At 65.6% G+C, this 15,527-nt stretch carries 13 protein-coding genes and 2 pseudogenes; 12 read left to right on the forward strand and 3 right to left on the reverse strand.

Translation table 11 applies throughout. The annotated features are described in order from the left end of the window. Positions 1-70: 70 nt before the first annotated feature. Entirely contained in the window at positions 71-1,123 is a 1,053-nt protein-coding gene (locus ACETMP_RS27160; protein WP_375158559.1) for an ABC transporter substrate-binding protein, read from the reverse strand. A gap of 228 nt (positions 1,124-1,351) precedes the next feature. Here ACETMP_RS27160 and ACETMP_RS27165 point away from each other — a divergent pair, with 228 nt between their 5' ends. From ACETMP_RS27165 to ACETMP_RS27195, 7 genes are all read left to right on the forward strand, one after another. Beyond that, positions 1,352-1,822, forward strand: a complete 471-nt coding sequence (locus tag ACETMP_RS27165; RefSeq protein WP_375158560.1) for a hypothetical protein — start codon at positions 1,352-1,354, stop codon at positions 1,820-1,822. 10 nt (positions 1,823-1,832) lie between these two features. Further along, a complete protein-coding gene (gene hisE / locus ACETMP_RS27170) occupies positions 1,833-2,237 on the forward strand; it encodes a phosphoribosyl-ATP diphosphatase (protein WP_375158561.1) in 405 nt (134 codons plus the stop codon). Between the two features lie 66 nt (positions 2,238-2,303). Further along, complete coding sequence (locus ACETMP_RS27175; protein ID WP_375158562.1) at positions 2,304-2,885, forward strand: YqaA family protein; 582 nt, start codon at positions 2,304-2,306, stop codon at positions 2,883-2,885. 46 nt (positions 2,886-2,931) lie between these two features. Further along, entirely contained in the window at positions 2,932-3,468 is a 537-nt protein-coding gene (locus ACETMP_RS27180) for a hypothetical protein (protein WP_375158563.1), read from the forward strand. Between the two features lie 36 nt (positions 3,469-3,504). After that, positions 3,505-4,905, forward strand: a complete 1,401-nt coding sequence (locus ACETMP_RS27185) for an aspartate ammonia-lyase (RefSeq protein ID WP_375158564.1) — start codon at positions 3,505-3,507, stop codon at positions 4,903-4,905. Between the two features lie 192 nt (positions 4,906-5,097). Then, entirely contained in the window at positions 5,098-6,066 is a 969-nt protein-coding gene (locus ACETMP_RS27190; RefSeq protein WP_375158565.1) for an NAD(P)H-dependent flavin oxidoreductase, read from the forward strand. Positions 6,067-6,212: 146 nt separating this feature from the next. After that, on the forward strand, positions 6,213-6,986 hold the full coding sequence (locus ACETMP_RS27195) for a thioesterase family protein (protein ID WP_375158566.1): 774 nt from the start codon (positions 6,213-6,215) through the stop codon (positions 6,984-6,986). Between the two features lie 486 nt (positions 6,987-7,472). On the opposite strand, the gene ACETMP_RS27200 is transcribed toward ACETMP_RS27195, so the two are convergent. Further along, on the reverse strand, positions 7,473-9,035 hold the full coding sequence (locus tag ACETMP_RS27200) for an AMP-binding protein (protein WP_375158567.1): 1,563 nt from the start codon (positions 9,033-9,035) through the stop codon (positions 7,473-7,475). Between the two features lie 124 nt (positions 9,036-9,159). Between ACETMP_RS27200 and ACETMP_RS27205 the strand changes: the two genes are divergently transcribed. The 4 genes from ACETMP_RS27205 (at position 9,160) to ACETMP_RS27220 (ending at position 12,174) form a co-directional block, all read left to right on the forward strand. Further along, on the forward strand, positions 9,160-10,134 hold the full coding sequence (locus ACETMP_RS27205) for an NAD(P)H-dependent flavin oxidoreductase (protein WP_375158568.1): 975 nt from the start codon (positions 9,160-9,162) through the stop codon (positions 10,132-10,134). A 129-nt stretch (positions 10,135-10,263) separates the two neighbouring features. Continuing rightward, the gene (locus ACETMP_RS27210) at positions 10,264-10,512 is read left to right on the forward strand and encodes a hypothetical protein (RefSeq protein WP_375158569.1); all 249 of its coding nucleotides are present in this window, start codon (positions 10,264-10,266) and stop codon (positions 10,510-10,512) included. Between the two features lie 136 nt (positions 10,513-10,648). Beyond that, entirely contained in the window at positions 10,649-11,359 is a 711-nt protein-coding gene (locus ACETMP_RS27215; protein WP_375158570.1) for a hypothetical protein, read from the forward strand. Positions 11,360-11,445: 86 nt separating this feature from the next. Beyond that, the gene (locus tag ACETMP_RS27220; RefSeq protein ID WP_375158571.1) at positions 11,446-12,174 is read left to right on the forward strand and encodes a hypothetical protein; all 729 of its coding nucleotides are present in this window, start codon (positions 11,446-11,448) and stop codon (positions 12,172-12,174) included. A 22-nt stretch (positions 12,175-12,196) separates the two neighbouring features. Here the strand turns inward: ACETMP_RS27220 and ACETMP_RS27225 are convergent. After that, positions 12,197-13,767 (reverse strand): annotated as a pseudogene (locus tag ACETMP_RS27225) (winged helix-turn-helix domain-containing tetratricopeptide repeat protein). A 366-nt stretch (positions 13,768-14,133) separates the two neighbouring features. Here ACETMP_RS27225 and pcaB point away from each other — a divergent pair. After that, positions 14,134-15,496, forward strand: a pseudogene (pcaB, locus tag ACETMP_RS27230) (3-carboxy-cis,cis-muconate cycloisomerase). Positions 15,497-15,527 lie beyond the last annotated feature (31 nt).

A 15,527-nucleotide genomic window follows, 5' to 3' on the forward strand; every position in this document is an offset into this window, starting at 1 on the left:
GAGGCGGACGACGGAGCCCGTATTCTAAGCAGGGATGCGCGGGAGATATAGCTGAAGCCGCCAGTTTTTCTCAATGGATTAGCCGTTCGGCGACCGGCGGCAGGAATTGGTCGTCGAAGACGTCGCCGGGGGTCGGCCGCTTGCGGAATTTGAAGTCCTGCGCGATCTGGTCGATCGAGCGCTCCAGGCGCCGTGGCTCGATGCCGCCGAGACCGTTGCGCTTGACCTCGTCGGTCAGGACGTTGTCGGCAAGGACGGTACGCAGGCGCTCCAGCTCCAGGTCGCGGTCGCCGCCGTCGACGCGGCTCGCGGCGTCATCCGCCGCACGCGCCGGCTCCTTGACGGTCGCGGCGATGCCGGCAATCAAGGCGCGGACGAAGCCTTTCACGGCGTCCGGCTTTGCCGCGGCGAAGGCGGCATTGACCGCCACGGCGAAGCCATAGGCCTCGCAGCCGTAGTCGGCATAGCGCAGCACCACGAGGTCGGCGCCGGGCACGCCGCGGTCGCGCAGGTTCACCGCCGAGAGATGGCTGAAGCCCGCGACGGCATCGACCTGTCCCGCGGACAGGATCGGCTCGCGCACCGCCGCGCTGATCTTGTGGAATTTGACGCGCGATGCCTTGATGCCGTTCTGCTGCGCCAGCGCCGGCCACATCCGCATCGACAGATCGGCCTCGGCAACGCCGACGGTCTTGCCGTCGAGATCGGGCAACAGATGGATGCCGCGGCTCCTGCGCGCCATGATCGCGTAGGGCGTGCGGTTGAACAGCACGAACACCGCCTTGACCGACGCCGCATCCTCCTTGTCGCGAAACCGGATCAGCTCGTTGATGTCGACGAGAGCAAGCTCGCTGTCGCCTTTGGCGACGCGGGCGAGTGCCGCCGGCGATCCGGCCGCACTGCTGAAGGACACGTTCAGACGCTCGGCGCCGAACCTGCCGTCCTTCGCCGCAAGGAAGAACGGCGCCATGCTCGCGTCGGGCGGGCGGTCGAAGCTGAAGTGAATGGCGATGGAGGACGGCGCAGGCGTCTCGGCCGCGCTGACACCGCGTGGGATCAGTGTCGCAAGCGGGATCGAGAGGGCCAGCAGGCAACGAAGCGCGATCGTCTTGAATTCCGACATCAGTTGCGCCGGTCCCGCATTGTTATGGTTTCGTGACGCTCGCAGCGCCGGCCGGCGACACCGTGCGCGCGCCAACATGAACGGCGGATGAGCGGCGGTTGCGTCACGATTACGCAATCCCGTTCAGCTTGTGTTGGGGTTGGGGAACCCAACTTAGGTCATGCGGGTTTGAAAGCATGAGCCTGTCCGCAGGCATCCATTCCCAGGTCCCAAAGGAGGGCCCAAGACATGTTCGACCGATTCTCCAAGATTGCGGGCCGCAAGGCCGTTCTTGCTACCGCCGCCGTGGTGGCTCTGACCGCCGTTGCACCCACCGCCTCCTACGCGGGCGGTCGTCATTGGCATGGCGGTGGCGGCGCCGCCGCTGCAGCGATGTTCGGCCTGGCCGCGACCGGCCTGGCGATAGCAGCCAGCCGCAATGCCTACGCCTACGATCCCGGTCCGGCTTACTATTACGAGGGCGGACCGGCCTATTACAGCGGCCCAGGCTATGGCTATGGTCCCGATTATTACGGCCTCGAGCAACCGCTACACCTATGGCGGCTACAAAAACCCCTGCGCCCACGGCTATTCCGGCTACAGCTGCTATTAACTGATCGGACCTACCTCATCGGCGAACGGGCCGTCGCGCTTGCCGCGCCGGCCCGTTTTCTGCTTTTATTGCCGAGCGTTAACACGCCCGCCATTTGTTTAGAGTAGTTTGAGTACCATGAGTGATTCGCTTGAGCGGCTATATCTGGCTGTGCTCGCGGCCAGAGATCTTGATCCGGCAACATCGCGGACCGCCCGGCTGTTTCAGCGCGGGCCCTCGAAAATGGCAAAGAAGCTCGCCGAAGAGGCCATCGAGGTCGTGATCGATGCCGTCAATGGCGACTCCGAGGCCGTGATCAGGGAGAGCGCCGACCTCTTGTACAATCTCACCGTGCTCTGGGCCTCTGCCGGCGTGCGCCCCGAGGACGTCTGGCGAGAGATGGCGCGGCGGGAAGACATGCTCGGCATCGCCGAGAAGCTGCCGAAATCCTCGATGAAGCTGCCCAAGGTCGCGTCACCGCGCGTGGCCACCAGGCGGCCAATTGTCGCGCTCGAGGGGCGTGCCGCGCGCAAGCGCCACTAGAAACCTCACAATTCGCCTCAATCTCGGCATGGACAAATCCGTCCCATGGTGCTTCATCGCGGCGCCATGCTGAAACGTATTTACGACTGGTGCATCGACGCCGCCCACAAGCCATACGCGCTCTGGATCATGGGTGCCGTATCCTTCGCCGAGAGCTCCTTCTTTCCGGTCCCGCCGGACGTGATGCTGATTCCGATGTCGCTGGCGCGCCCGCAGCGCGCCTGGCTCTACGCCGCAATCTGCACCGTGACCTCGGTGCTTGGCGGCGTGGTCGGGTATGCCATCGGTGCGCTGCTGTTCGACTCGGTCGGCCAATGGCTGATCCAGGTCTACGGCCTCGCCGACAAGGTCGACGCCTTCCGGGCCTCCTATGCGGAATGGGGCGCCGTCATCATTCTGCTCAAGGGGCTGACGCCGATTCCCTACAAGCTCGTTACCATCACCTCGGGCTTTGCCGGCTACAACATCCTCCTGTTCATCCTGTGCTCGATCGTCGCGCGCGGCGGACGCTTCTTTGTCGTCGCGATCCTGCTCAACCGCTACGGTGACTGGATCCGGGTCAGGATCGAGCGGCATCTCGGACTCTGGGTCGCCCTCGGCGCCATCGTGCTGGTGCTCGGCTTCGTGGTGGCGGTCAAGCTGATCTAAGCCTCCGCGCTTTGCCGTCGCCTCTGGTTCGGCTACGGTTGTGGTCATGACGGATCGATCCGGCAAACAGGTCATGCGACCGGGCACGCTGATTCTCGCGGTGCTTTCGCTCCTGCTGGGTGGCGGGACCGCGTTGACGCAATCTGCGCCGCCATCGCTCGGCTTGCAGGCGCCGGGCGCGCAGCCCGCGCCGCCACCGTCGACCCCCGCTCCATCGGTGCCGCCGGCGCAAGAGGAAAATCCCGGGCTGATCAATGAAATGGGCAAGCTGTTCGACAAGCTGCCCTCGATCCTGCCGCCGATCAAAAGCCCCAGCGAAACCATGAATGACCTGTCACGGCTGGCCAAGCCCTCGACCATGGTGTCGGGGCGCGTGGCCTGCCCGGTCTCGTCGAACGGCGCGCCCGACTGCAAGCAGGCCGCCGACCAGCTCTGCCAGGGCAAGGGCTACAAGGAAGGCAAGAGCCTGAATGCCGATTCCGCGGAAAAATGCTCGGCCAAGGTCTTGATCCCCGGCCGGCAACGCAAACCGGACGACTGCCGCACCGATACTTTCGTGACCAGCGCGCTGTGCCAGAACTGACGTGGTGGTCTCGCGCGCAAGCAACAAGGATCGCCCATGAGCCGGACGGAGCAGGACTTCCTCGGACAGCGTGAGATCGCCGACGACATCTATTACGGCGTCCAGACCATCCGGGGTAAGGAGAACTTCCACATCACCGGCATTCCGATGAACCAGGAGCCTTACTTCGTGAAGGCGCTCGGTTACGTCAAGAAGGCCGCCGCCATGGCCAATCGCGATCTCGGCGTGCTCGACGCCAGGGTCGCGGACGCCATCATCCTCGGCTGCGACCGCGTCATCGCCGGCGAGATGATGGATCAGTTCGTCACCGATTTCATCCAGGGCGGTGCCGGCACCTCCACCAACATGAACGCCAACGAGGTGATCGCGAACCTCGCGCTGGAATCGCTCGGCTTCGGCAAGGGCGACTATCAGCACGTCAGCCCCAACGACCACGTCAATTACGGCCAGTCGACCAACGACACCTATCCGACCGCCTTTCGCCTCGCGTTGATCCTGCGGCTCGAGAGCTACATGACCGCGCTGCGGCAGCTCCAGGAAGCTTTCTTCGGCAAGGGGCGCGAGTTCGACCGAGTTCTGAAGATGGGCCGCACGCATCTGCAGGATGCCGTGCCGATGTCGCTCGGGGCGGAATTCCGCGGCTGGGGCACCACGATCGGCGAGGAGGTCGACCGCATCTCGGAAGCGCGTGCATTGCTGCGCGAGATCAATCTCGGCGCCACGGCGATCGGCACCTCCGTCACGGCTGCGGTCGGCTATCCCAAGCTCGCGGTCCGGCATCTCAGCGCGCTGACCGGCGTCGACTTCGTCCTCGCCGGCGACCTCGTCGAGGCGACCTCCGACACCGGCGCCTATGTGCAGCTCTCGGGCGTCCTGAAGCGCACCGCGAGCAAGCTGACCAAGATCTGCAACGACATCCGCCTGCTCGCCTCCGGCCCGCGCGCCGGTTTCAACGAGATCAACCTGCCGCAGCTGCAGCCAGGCTCTTCGATCATGCCCGGCAAGGTCAATCCCGTGATCCCCGAAGTGGTCAACCAGACCAGCTTCCTCGTCATCGGGCTCGATACGACGGTGACGCTGGCGGCCTCGGCGGGCCAGCTCCAGCTCAACGTGATGGAGCCGGTGATCTCGTTTGCGCTGTTCTTCTCGATCCGAACCATGGAGCGCGCGGTCAACAGCCTGCGCGAAAATTGCGTCGTCGGCATCACAGCCAACGAGGAGCACACCCGCAACATGGTGCTGAACTCGCTCGGCATCGTCACAGTGCTGAAGCCGCTCCTCGGCTACAAGCAATGCGCCGAGATCGCGCGCGAGGGCTACAAGAGCGGCAAGTCGCTGCACCAGATCGTGGTGGTCGAACGCCAGCTGCTGACGCAGGAGAAGTGGGACGAGATGTTCTCGTTCGAGCGGCTGATCAATCCGGATTTGATTGGGTAGGCGGTCTCTCCTCCCGTCATTCCGGGGCGCGCGAAGCGCGAGCCCTGAACGCGGAAGAAGAATTCCGTTGCTTGGAATTGCGGCAACGAGCATCCGTGCCGGCGTCAAAACGCAATACTTGACAGTGGAAAGATTGCCTTGTTGGTATGGCGCCCAACCTTCCATGACCGGCCAACAGAGGATCGTCTCGCAATGTCCATGCCTGCCTTGTTCAAGGGGCGTCTGTCGATCCCCGTGATCGGCTCGCCGCTCTTCATCATCTCGGTGCCCGATCTCGTGATCGCGCAGTGCAAGGCGGGGGTGGTCGGTTCGTTTCCGGCGCTGAACGCGCGGCCGCCGGAGCTGCTCGACGAATGGCTGGCACGGATCGCCGAGGAGCTCGCGGCCTATGACCGCGCCCATCCGGAACGGCCGTCGGCGCCGTTTGCCGTCAACCAGATCGTGCACAAGTCGAACAACCGGCTCGACCACGACATGCAGCTCTGTGCCAAGTACAAGGTGCCGATGATCATCTCCTCGCTCGGCGCCCGCGAAGAGCTGAACCAGGCCGTGCACGGCTGGGGCGGCATCGTCTTCCACGACGTGATCAACCAGAAGTTCGCGCACAAGGCGATCGAGAAGGGTGCCGACGGCCTGATCCTGGTCGCGGCCGGGGCCGGCGGCCACGCCGGCACCATTTCGCCGCTGGCTTTCGTCGCCGAGACCCGAAAATGGTTCGACGGCCCGATCGCGCTGTCGGGTGCGATCGGCAACGGCAAGGCGATCCGCGCCGCGCGCATCCTCGGCGCCGACTTCGCCTATATCGGCTCGGCGTTCATCGCGACCAAGGAAGCCAACGCGGTCGAGCGCTACAAGGAGATGATCGCGGGCTCGAGCGCCGACGACATCGTCTATTCCAACCTCTTCACCGGCGTGCACGGCAATTATCTGAAGCCCTCGATCCTTGCCGCCGGCATGGATCCGGACAACCTGCCGACCTCCGATCCCTCCAAGATGAATTTCGGCACCGACGCCTCCGGCGAACGCGCCAAGCCGAAAGCCTGGAAGGAGATCTGGGGGAGCGGCCAGGGCATCGGCAGCATCGACAAGGTGGTGCCCGCAGCCGAGCTGATCGCGCGCTTCAAGAAGGAATACGACGAAGCGATCGATCCGCCGTTGTAGTTTCCCCTGTCCCGGCCGCGCTGCAGCGTGCAACACTGCTGCGCAGAGCCTGGACCCACCGCAGCAACGTATGGCCCCCGGGTCGGCAGCGCACCGCTACGCGCTGCGCAGCGTCCGGGGAACGTCAACTGAGACGGGTTGAACGGATGACCGCGATTTACCGCGTCGACGGCGACAGCGTCGTCACCAGCCCGGATGCCGCCGGTCCCTGGGATCGGCGCATGCAGCACGGCTCGGCGCCGGCCTCGCTGGTGACGTGGGCGGCCGAGCGCATCCCGACGCCTGCTCCGATGGACATCGCGCGCGTCACCATCGACCTGATGCGCCCCGTCCCGGTGGCGCCGCTGACGATCGCGACCGAGGTCCTGCGTGAGGGCCGCAAGATCCAGCTCTGCAACATCAAGCTGCTTGCCGACGGCGTGCAGGTGGTCGGCGCGACCGTGCTCAAGATCCGGCGCCAGGCGCTGGCGCTGCCCGACGACGTCGAGGAGCCGCCGGTCACGCTGCCCTCGCCGGAGGACTCGCTGGCCGAGGACGGTCACGCCGCCACCAGCCCGTTCGTGCGTTCGGTTTCGATGCGTGCCGCGCGCGGCCGCTTCGGCCAAGCCGGCGCCGGCGCGATCTGGTTTCGCGTCGACCATCCGCTGATCGAGGGGGAAGCGATCTCGCAGGCCATGCGCGCCGTGGTGGCCGCCGATTTCTCCAACGGCACCGCCTCGACGCTCGACTTCCGCGCCTGGACCTACATCAATGCCGACCTCAGCGTGAGCTTCGCGCGTCAGCCGGTCGGTGAGTGGATCCTGCTCGACGGCGAGTCCTGGATCGGCGCCGACGGCAGCGGGCTTGCCATGTCGCGCCTCGCCGACCGCCAGGGCTATTTTGGCCGCGCGGTGCAGAGCCTGGTGATCGAGAAGCGCTGAGGCCTGACTAGGGAGCCGACCCTCGCGCGTCATTCTCACTGTCATGCCCCGGCTTTGACCGGGGCATCGAGTAAGCCGCAGCCCGTCGACACAATAGCAGCCGTCTCTGGAATACTGGATCGGCCGGTCTTCGCCGGGCTATGACATCGATCGTGTGCGAGCTGTGTCGCGTATCGCGGGATTGAACGGCAGGCTTCCGCCGCCGCGGAAGGGATGCGAGGTCGGGTTCGACCCGGGCATCCTGCCAGTTCACATTCCGTAGAAGATCTTGATCTCCCACAGCACCACGATGATAGCCGTGATCAACGTGACCGCGGCGACCGCACTTTCCAGGGAAGCGACTCTCATCTCACTCTCCGCTTCCCAGCCCCAGCAGCGGTCTAGGTGATTCCCCGATTCGCCGGCAATTGCGTGGGCCGCGCTGCCAACCACTCCGTTCCGCGTTGTGGTGTCGGGGACACAGCGGCCCCGTAGAATCCCGGGTATTTATCCCACCATCCGGTCCCGGCCGCTCCAGAAGCCTGCGCGCAGCACCTTCTTGTCGACCTTGCCGACGCCGGTCATCGGCAATTGCTTGACGAACCGGATCTGCTTGGGCGCATGCGCCGAGCCTTTTCGCGTCCTGACCAGATTGATCAGTTCGTCCGGATCCGGTCTTGCGCCCTCGCGCGGCACGACGATGGCGGTGACGGCCTCGCCCCACTTTTCGTCGGGAATGCCGACGACCGCGACCATGGCGACATCGGCATGTTGCGACAGCACGTCCTCGACCTCGCGCGGGAAGATGTTGAAGCCGCCGGACACGATCATGTCCTTCTTGCGGTCGAGAATGAACATGTAGCCGCGCTCGTCCTGGCGCGCGATGTCGCCGGTGTGAACCCAGCCGTTCTTGAGCGTCTCGGCGGTGATGTCGGGCCGCCTCCAGTACTCCGCCATCGCATGCGGGGCGCGCACGCAGATCTCGCCGGCCTCGCCCGTTTTCACCTCCTCGTCGTTGTCGTCGAGAATCCTGACCTCGCAGGCCGCGATCGGGAAGCCGCAGGACAGGAACAGCTCCGGCGTCTTGGGATCGTGATCCGCCTTGCGCAGCACCGAGACCGGATAGCACTCGGTCTGGCCGTAGAGCTGCGAGAACACCGGTCCGATGCGCTCGATGCCCTCGACCAGCCGGCTCGGCGACATCGCCGACGCGCCATAGAGCACCAGCTCGAGCGAGGCGAGATCGGTCTTTTCAAGCGCGGGATGATCGAGCAGCACGTAGATCATGGTCGGCACGAACAGCGTGAAATTGATGCGCTCGCGTGCGATCGTCGTCAGCACCGCCTCGGGATCGAATCCCCTCAGCATGTGCACCGTGCCGCCGCGCATCAGGGTCGGCAGCACTTTCGTGCCGGCGACGTGGCTGATCGGGGCGACGGTGAGGTAGCGTGCCGCGTCGGGGATCTCGAAATCGGCGAGGATCGCGGCCGCGGCTCCGGCATTCTCGCGGTGATAGCGTAGCGCGCCCTTGGATTTGCCGGTGGTGCCGCCGGTGTAGTTCAGCGTGGAGAGATCGTCGAGGCCGGCGAGGCTCCGTGCGCTGGCGTGTCCGGCGCTCTCGATGGCGGCCAGCAGATCGGCACCATAGCCGGCCGGTCCCATGGTGAAGACCGCCTTCAGCCGGGCGGCCCTTGCCGCAAGCTCGCCGCCGCGGTCGCGGAAGGCGGCCGCATCGACCACCAGCATCTCGGCCTCGGAATCCTCGAGCTGGAACAGCTGGTCCTCCAGCGATCCCAGCGGATGCAGCCAGGTGATGCAGAGCCGCGACAATTGCGCGGCGACGCCGGCGCACCAGGTGTCGGCGCGGTTCGCGGTGAGGAAGGCGACGCGCGCGCCTGGCTGCAATCCGAGACGCATAAACACGCCCTGGATGCGTCCGATGAGATCGATGGTGCCCCGATAGCTCAACGATCCGCCGGGCCAGGAGAAGGCGGTGCGGCCGGGGTAGCGCGACAGCGCCCGTAGCGTCTGCGCACAAGTCGGGGACGATGCGTGGAGCGGATCGGACATATGTTTCCTCGTTGCTTTGTCACCGGCTTCTGACGTGCCAATGTTGCCGACGACGCTAGCACAGAGATTGCGGGAGGAAACACAAAGCCCGCGCGAGGAAGGCATGCGTGACAAGGAGATTTGCGTGACGTCAGATCGGCTGCAACGCTTCGGCGATCGTCTCGCTCTGCCGCTGATCGCAGCGCCGATGTTCCTGGTGTCGGGCGTCGAGCTCATGGTCGCTGCGTGCCGGAGCGGGGTGATCGGCAGCTTCCCCACCGCGAATTGCCGCAGCACGGACCAGCTCGATGAATGGCTCACCACGATTGAGACGCGGCTGCGCCAGCACGAAGACCAGACCGGCCGCAAGGCAGCGCCGCTCTGCCCGAACCTGATCGTGCACCGCTCCAATGCGCGGCTGGAGCAGGACCTCGCCGTGCTGCTGCGGCACAGGCCGGAGATCGTCATCACCTCGGTCGGCTCGCCCGCAGCAATGGTGAAGCCGCTCCACGATGCCGGTGCGCTGGTGCTGGCGGACGTTGCTTCCATCCGTCATGCCGAACGTGCGGCCGAAGCAGGTGCCGACGGGCTGGTGCTGCTCACCGCGGGCGCCGGCGGGCAGACCGGCTGGCTCAACCCGTTCGCCTTCGTTCGCGCCGTCCGGTCGTTCTATGACGGCGTCATCGTGCTTGCGGGCGGCATCAGCGACGGCCGCGCGCTGTATGCGGCCGAAGTGCTCGGCTGCGATCTCGCCTATATGGGCACCAAGTTCATCGCGACGCGCGAAAGCATGGCGGATGACCGCCACAAGAGCATGCTGGTCGACAGCAGCGCCGACGACATCCTGCTGACGTCCGCGTTCACGGGCCTGCAGACCAGCATGTTGAGGCCGTCGATCGTGGCCGCCGGGCTTGATCCCGACGATCTGCCGGCGCGCGGGCCGATCGACATCGCTACGGATATCGACGTTGCTGCGCGCGAGAGCCGTCCGAAGCGCTGGCGCGACATCTGGAGCGGCGGGCATTCCACCTCGGGCGTCACCGACGTGCTTGCGGTAGACGATCTCGTTGCGCGGACGGTCGCCGAATATCGTGAGGCGAGGGCGAGACGCTCTCCGTAGAATTGCGGCTCCGCTCGTCCCGATCACGGTTAATCCCGCGCTCTTCCGCCCGCCCACTTAACGGCAGATTAACCATCGCCCGCCAAGAATCCTCTCACGGCCGCCAATCAGGACCGAGAGGGACAGGCGATGGACTTCGATTATCTCAATTGCAAAACGGCGGCTTCGCTGGACGAAATCCGCGTCCGCGTCGCTCATGCCCTGGCCCGCCACCCGCTGTGCCGCAACGTCCGCTTCGACATCGTCAGCGTCCCCCGCACCCGCCGGGGCGGCAATTGGACGGTGGCGCTGCAATCGGTCGAGCCGCGCGCGGTCTGGGAGGCCTCGGAGATCGTCGCGGACATCCAGGACGCCTATGATCTGGCCGCAGCTGCCTGATTTCCTTTGCCTTTTACGCAAAATGTCGCTGCAGACATGCTGATTGTCGCAACGAAGGCGCACTCAAGCCATAATTCGTGCCCTTTTCCCGGGCATCGTTAACAAACTCGTGAAGCGTCGGTTCCCGGAGAGACGTTTGTCCAAAGCCATCACCATCGTTGTGCTGACCTGCTTCCTCGTCCTCGGCGCCGCCACCACCGCCATTCTCGGCCGCGACAGCGTCCCCAGCGTCAGCGAAGACATGATCGCCCAGACGCCTCCGCCCAAGCCGCTCGCAACCAACCGCGCCGCCAAGGCCGACCGTCTGGTCCCGACCCTCGCCTTGGCATCGGCCGCGATCGAGCCGGTCCAGGTGCCCGCCGACAGGCTCTCGCAAGCACCCTTGCTGACCGAGCCGCTGCGCCAGGCCTTCGCTGCTGCAACACCCTCCGATTTCCCGATGCCCAAGCCGGCGGTGTCCGAGGCGCCCGCCGCGGCGGAGGTTCCCGCGGTCGAAGTCCCCGCCAAGCCGAAGGTGGTGGCCAAGCCGCAGCCGCAGAAGAATTATACGCTGCTGTCCGACATGCAGATCGCGGGCATCAGGGACCGCCTGAAGCTGTCGTCGTCGCAGGAATATTACTGGCCCTCGGTCGAGACCGCGCTGCGCAATGTCGTCCGCAAGATCTCGGCCAACAAGCTCTCCAATCCGCATGCGCCGGGCGTGCCGATCGATCCGAATTGCGACGAGGTGCAGCAGTTGAAGTCGGCGGCGATGCCGCTGCTGTTCCAGTTGCGTGACGACCAGAAAGAAGAAGTGCGCAAGCTCGCCCGCATCATCGGCCTCGAGAAGGTCGCACAGCAGATCTGACGCTCAAGTTCCTTTCGGAACTGCCTTCACACCAGGAACATCCGGCAATCAACGCGCGTTGCTCGCTCCAAAGAGGGAGTGGATCAATGCGCGCCTCGACAGCCTATTTCGTCGGTGCCGGAACCATCGTTGCAGCGATCGCCATTGGTTTGGGCGGCGGGATCGTGGCCGGCAACATCATGAATCCGGTCGCGTCCAAACAGGGCCCGGACACCAGCAAGATGGCGCAGCGCGCCGAATCCGCCGGCGCGCCGGTGGCGACAAACGCACCCTCCGAACGCGTCAATTATCTCACCGGCTCGCAAGCCTTCGGCGCCATGATCGCCGCGCCGGCGCAGGCCGAAGCCAAGTCTGAAGCCGCAAAGTCTGAAGCCGCAAAGCCGGACGCGCAGCCCGCTCAGGCCAATGCCGAACCGCCGGCACCGCCACCCTCGCAGGCGGCCGCGGTTGAGCCGCCCAAGGAACAGTCCAAGGAACAGTCCAAGCCAGCGGTCGCATCGTCACCGAGAGCCGCAAAGCCCGGCGAGCAGCAAGCGTCAGTCGATCCGGCCTCTTCACCTGACAACGCCTATGCCAAGGCGAGGGATTCCGACGTGAGGCGCGCTGCGTCCGAGCGGCGCCGCATCGAGCGTCGCGAACGCTGGTCCGAGCGCCGCCACTACTATGAGGGACGCGAGCAGCGCGGCATGCGCGACCGCACCGATTGGGACGACGTCGCGCGCAACATCCGCGAAGATTCCGATGCGCGCGATTATGCCGGCCGGCCGCGCGGCGGCATCCCGCAGATCAGGCTGTTCGGGCCTGACGACGATTAGGGCATCATTTGTCGAGCCGCTGTCACGTCATTCCCGCGCGCTGCAATCCTTCCAGGTAATGCGCCCGATCCTCGTCCCGCAGCATCGGCAGCTCGCGCGTGATCCAGGCGAGCGAGACCGCCGGTTGAGCGCGGCGTAGACCGTCCAGGGCGGACGCTGCGAGCGTTGGATCTCCCGACATCCCGGCGGCAGCCGTCAGCACGCGGTGCGCACCGACGAAATCGCCGCGTTGCCGCAGCGATTCCCGCGACATCTGCACGGCACCCTCGTAGTCGCGGCCGACGAACCGGGCATAGGCCGCAACCCCGCAATAGATCGCCGCGAGTGGATCGCGCGGACTGAGCCGCAGCGCGCGGCGCGCGGCGGCGTCGCCGTCCTGCCATCGGCCGGCATAGCACAGCGTCACGCCGTAAAGGCGTGCGCCATCGCGAAATTCGGGTTGAGCTGCAGCGCCAGCTCGAACTCGGCCAGCGCGTCATCGAAGCGGCGCCGGAACAGATAGGTGTAGGCGAGGCCGTGATGGGCCCAGGCGTCTTCGCGGTCGGCCTCCACCGCCGCGAGCGCCGAGCGCTCAGCGATGGGAATCGTAGCTTCCATGTCGGCCCAGCCCATATGCGCGCCGAAGATGTGACTGGTCGCGAGCAGGCCCAGCGCCTTGCCATAGGCGGGATCGATCGCGACGGCCTGTTCGAGCAGCGCTTGCGCAGCGGCGTTGTCCTCGCGGGTGATACGCCAATGGTGCGACAATGCCCGCATCACGAGATCCCAGGCGTCGAGACTGCCGGGCGGCTTCTGCTCGGCGCGAAAGCTCTCGGCGGCATAGAGCTGCGGCTCGATCGCGGCGACGATCGCCTCGGTGATCTCGTCCTGCACGGCGAAGATGTCGGCGAGCTCGCGATCGTAGCGCTCGGCCCAGAGATGACTGCCGGTCGAGACGTCGTTGAGCTGGGCCGAGATGCGCACCCGCTCGCCGCTGCGCCGGACGCTACCTTCGACCACGTAGCGCACCCCGAGCTCGCGCGCGACCTCGCGGATATGCACGGCGCGGCCCTTGTAGACGAAGGATGAGTTGCGCGCGATGACGAAGAACCAGCGCAGCTTCGACAGCGCGGTGATGATGTCCTCGCTGATGCCGTCGGAGAAATAATCCTGTCCGGCCTCGCCGCTCATATTGGTGAAGGGCAGCACGGCGATCGCGGGCCGCTCGGGAAGCGCCAGCGCAGCGCGCGGCACCCCGGCGGCGCGGCCAGGGTCCGGCGCGATCGCGCCGCTCACCGCGCCATTCTTGGCCTCGACGTCGCCGACGAAGCGGAAACCCTTGCGGGCGATGGTGCGGATCAGCGCCTGGCTCGCGCCGCTGTCGCCGATCGCCTTGCGTGCGGCGTTGATCCGGCTGGTCAGGGTGGATTCGGAGACGCTGCGCCCGTGCCAGATCTTGTCGATCAGCTCGTCCTTGCTGACCACCCGGTCGCGGTTCTGCATGAGGTGGACGACGAGGTCGAAAACCTGCGGCTCCACGGCAATGGGAACCTGCTCGCGGCTCAGCTCGCGCCGGTCGGTATCGAGAAGATGGTCCCGGAACAAGAACTGCACGTGGAAACTCGAGCCTCGTGACGAAATGAGCAGGCAAAATGACAAAAATGAAATTTGGGTCGAAAAACGTGAGTCTGCCGACTGGCGCTCTTGGTTCATCGCTATCGCGTGATGGCAGTCATGCGGTTTTCGGAGGGAATACAACCGTCGCTGGAATGTTGCGGTTGGATCGGACTGTCGGTCTGTCGTCCTGACGTGCTGAAGCGCAGCGGAAGCCGCAGATCACGGAGCGGAGGGCGGGGCAGAACATCTGCCGCGGCAAATCATACGGCATCGAAGATGTGGTGAACAGCGAATGTCGATTGCCCTGTCGAGCAAGCTGCGTAAGCTGCCGCCATACAAGACGCCAACCACGAAGAAACACCCATGCCCGCCTTCAGCGCTTCCACCACCGTGCTCGATTCCATGCTGTTCCGCGACGCCTTCGGCACGCCTGAGATGCGCGAGGTGTTCTCCGACGTCGGGCTGGTCGCGCGCTATGCCGAGGTCGAGGTGGCGCTGGCGAAGGCGGAAGCCAGGTGCGGCGTGATCCCGCAGCAGGCGGCCGAGGCGATCGCGGCGCGGACCGACGTCGCCGCGCTGGATTTCGATCTGCTCAGGCAGGAGACCGACATCGTCGGCTATCCGATCCTCCCCCTGGTGCATCAGATTGTGAAGCAATGCGGCGAGGCCGGCCGCTACGTGCATTGGGGCGCGACCACCCAGGACATCATGGATACCGCCGTGGTGCTGCAGCTCCGCGCTGCGCTCGAGATCGTGGCGCGCGACATCGACGAGCTCCGCGGCATCCTGGCGAACCTCTCGAGGACGCCACCGCGATACGCCGATGGCCGGCCGCACCCACCTTCAACAGGCGCTGCCGGTGACCTTCGGCTACAAGACCGCGATCTGGCTCGCCATGTTCGATCGCCACGCCGAGCGGCTGGCGGAGCTGAAGCCGCGCGTGCTGGTCGGTCAGTTCGCCGGCGCCGCCGGGACGCTGGCCTCACTGGGCGAGAAGGGATTCGAGGTGCAGGAGGCGCTCTGCGCCGAGCTGAAGCTCGGCGTTCCCGTCTCGACCTGGCACGTCGCGCGCGACGGCTTTGCCGAGGCGGTGAACTTCCTTGCGCTCGTCACCGGCTCGCTCGGCAAGATCGCGCTCGACATCATGATCATGGCCTCGACCGAGTTCGGCGAAGTCTACGAGCCCTTCGTCAAGGGGCGCGGCGCCTCCTCGACCATGCCGCAGAAGCGCAATCCGATCTCGTCGGAACTGATGCTGGCGGCGTCCAAGGCGGTGCGCCAGCACGCCGGCCTGATGCTCGACGCCATGGTGCAGGATTTCGAGCGCGCCACGGGTCCCTGGCACGCCGAATGGATGGCCATCCCCGAGAGCTTCGTGCTGACCGCCGGCGCGCTGCATCAGGCGAAGTTTGCACTTGCGGGCCTCATGGTGGACGAGGCGAAGATGAACGACAATCTCGCGATCAGCCGCGGCCTGATCGTGGCCGAAGCGGTCATGATGGGGCTCGCGCCGCAGCTCGGCCGGCAGGAGGCCCATGACGTAGTTTATGACGCTTGCCGGCTCGCCAACGACAAAGGCTTGAGCCTGGCGGATGCGCTGTCCTCCGACTCCCGCGTCTCGAGCCGCATCGACCGTGTCACAATCGAGGCGCTCACCTCACCGAAAAATTACCTCGGACTCGCGCCTGCCATGGTTGACCGGGTGCTGAAATCGGCAACGCGTTGAAAACCAATATGCGTGAAACTGCGTATCTTCC

Source organism: Bradyrhizobium dasycarpum (assembly GCF_042019905.1).
Taxonomy (GTDB): Bacteria; Pseudomonadota; Alphaproteobacteria; order Rhizobiales; family Xanthobacteraceae; genus Bradyrhizobium; species Bradyrhizobium japonicum_B.

Excerpts from the sequence above, each read along its gene's own strand:
- ACETMP_RS27160 (WP_375158559.1), bottom strand. The coding sequence starts at position 1,123 with ATGTCGGAATTCAAGACGATCGCGCTTCGTTGCCTGCTGGCCCTCTCG.
- ACETMP_RS27165 (WP_375158560.1), top strand. The coding sequence starts at position 1,352 with ATGTTCGACCGATTCTCCAAGATTGCGGGCCGCAAGGCCGTTCTTGCT.
- hisE (WP_375158561.1), top strand. The coding sequence starts at position 1,833 with ATGAGTGATTCGCTTGAGCGGCTATATCTGGCTGTGCTCGCGGCCAGA.
- ACETMP_RS27175 (WP_375158562.1), top strand. The coding sequence starts at position 2,304 with ATGCTGAAACGTATTTACGACTGGTGCATCGACGCCGCCCACAAGCCA.
- ACETMP_RS27180 (WP_375158563.1), top strand. The coding sequence starts at position 2,932 with ATGACGGATCGATCCGGCAAACAGGTCATGCGACCGGGCACGCTGATT.
- ACETMP_RS27185 (WP_375158564.1), top strand. The coding sequence starts at position 3,505 with ATGAGCCGGACGGAGCAGGACTTCCTCGGACAGCGTGAGATCGCCGAC.
- ACETMP_RS27190 (WP_375158565.1), top strand. The coding sequence starts at position 5,098 with ATGTCCATGCCTGCCTTGTTCAAGGGGCGTCTGTCGATCCCCGTGATC.
- ACETMP_RS27195 (WP_375158566.1), top strand. The coding sequence starts at position 6,213 with ATGACCGCGATTTACCGCGTCGACGGCGACAGCGTCGTCACCAGCCCG.
- ACETMP_RS27200 (WP_375158567.1), bottom strand. The coding sequence starts at position 9,035 with ATGTCCGATCCGCTCCACGCATCGTCCCCGACTTGTGCGCAGACGCTA.
- ACETMP_RS27210 (WP_375158569.1), top strand. The coding sequence starts at position 10,264 with ATGGACTTCGATTATCTCAATTGCAAAACGGCGGCTTCGCTGGACGAA.
- ACETMP_RS27220 (WP_375158571.1), top strand. The coding sequence starts at position 11,446 with ATGCGCGCCTCGACAGCCTATTTCGTCGGTGCCGGAACCATCGTTGCA.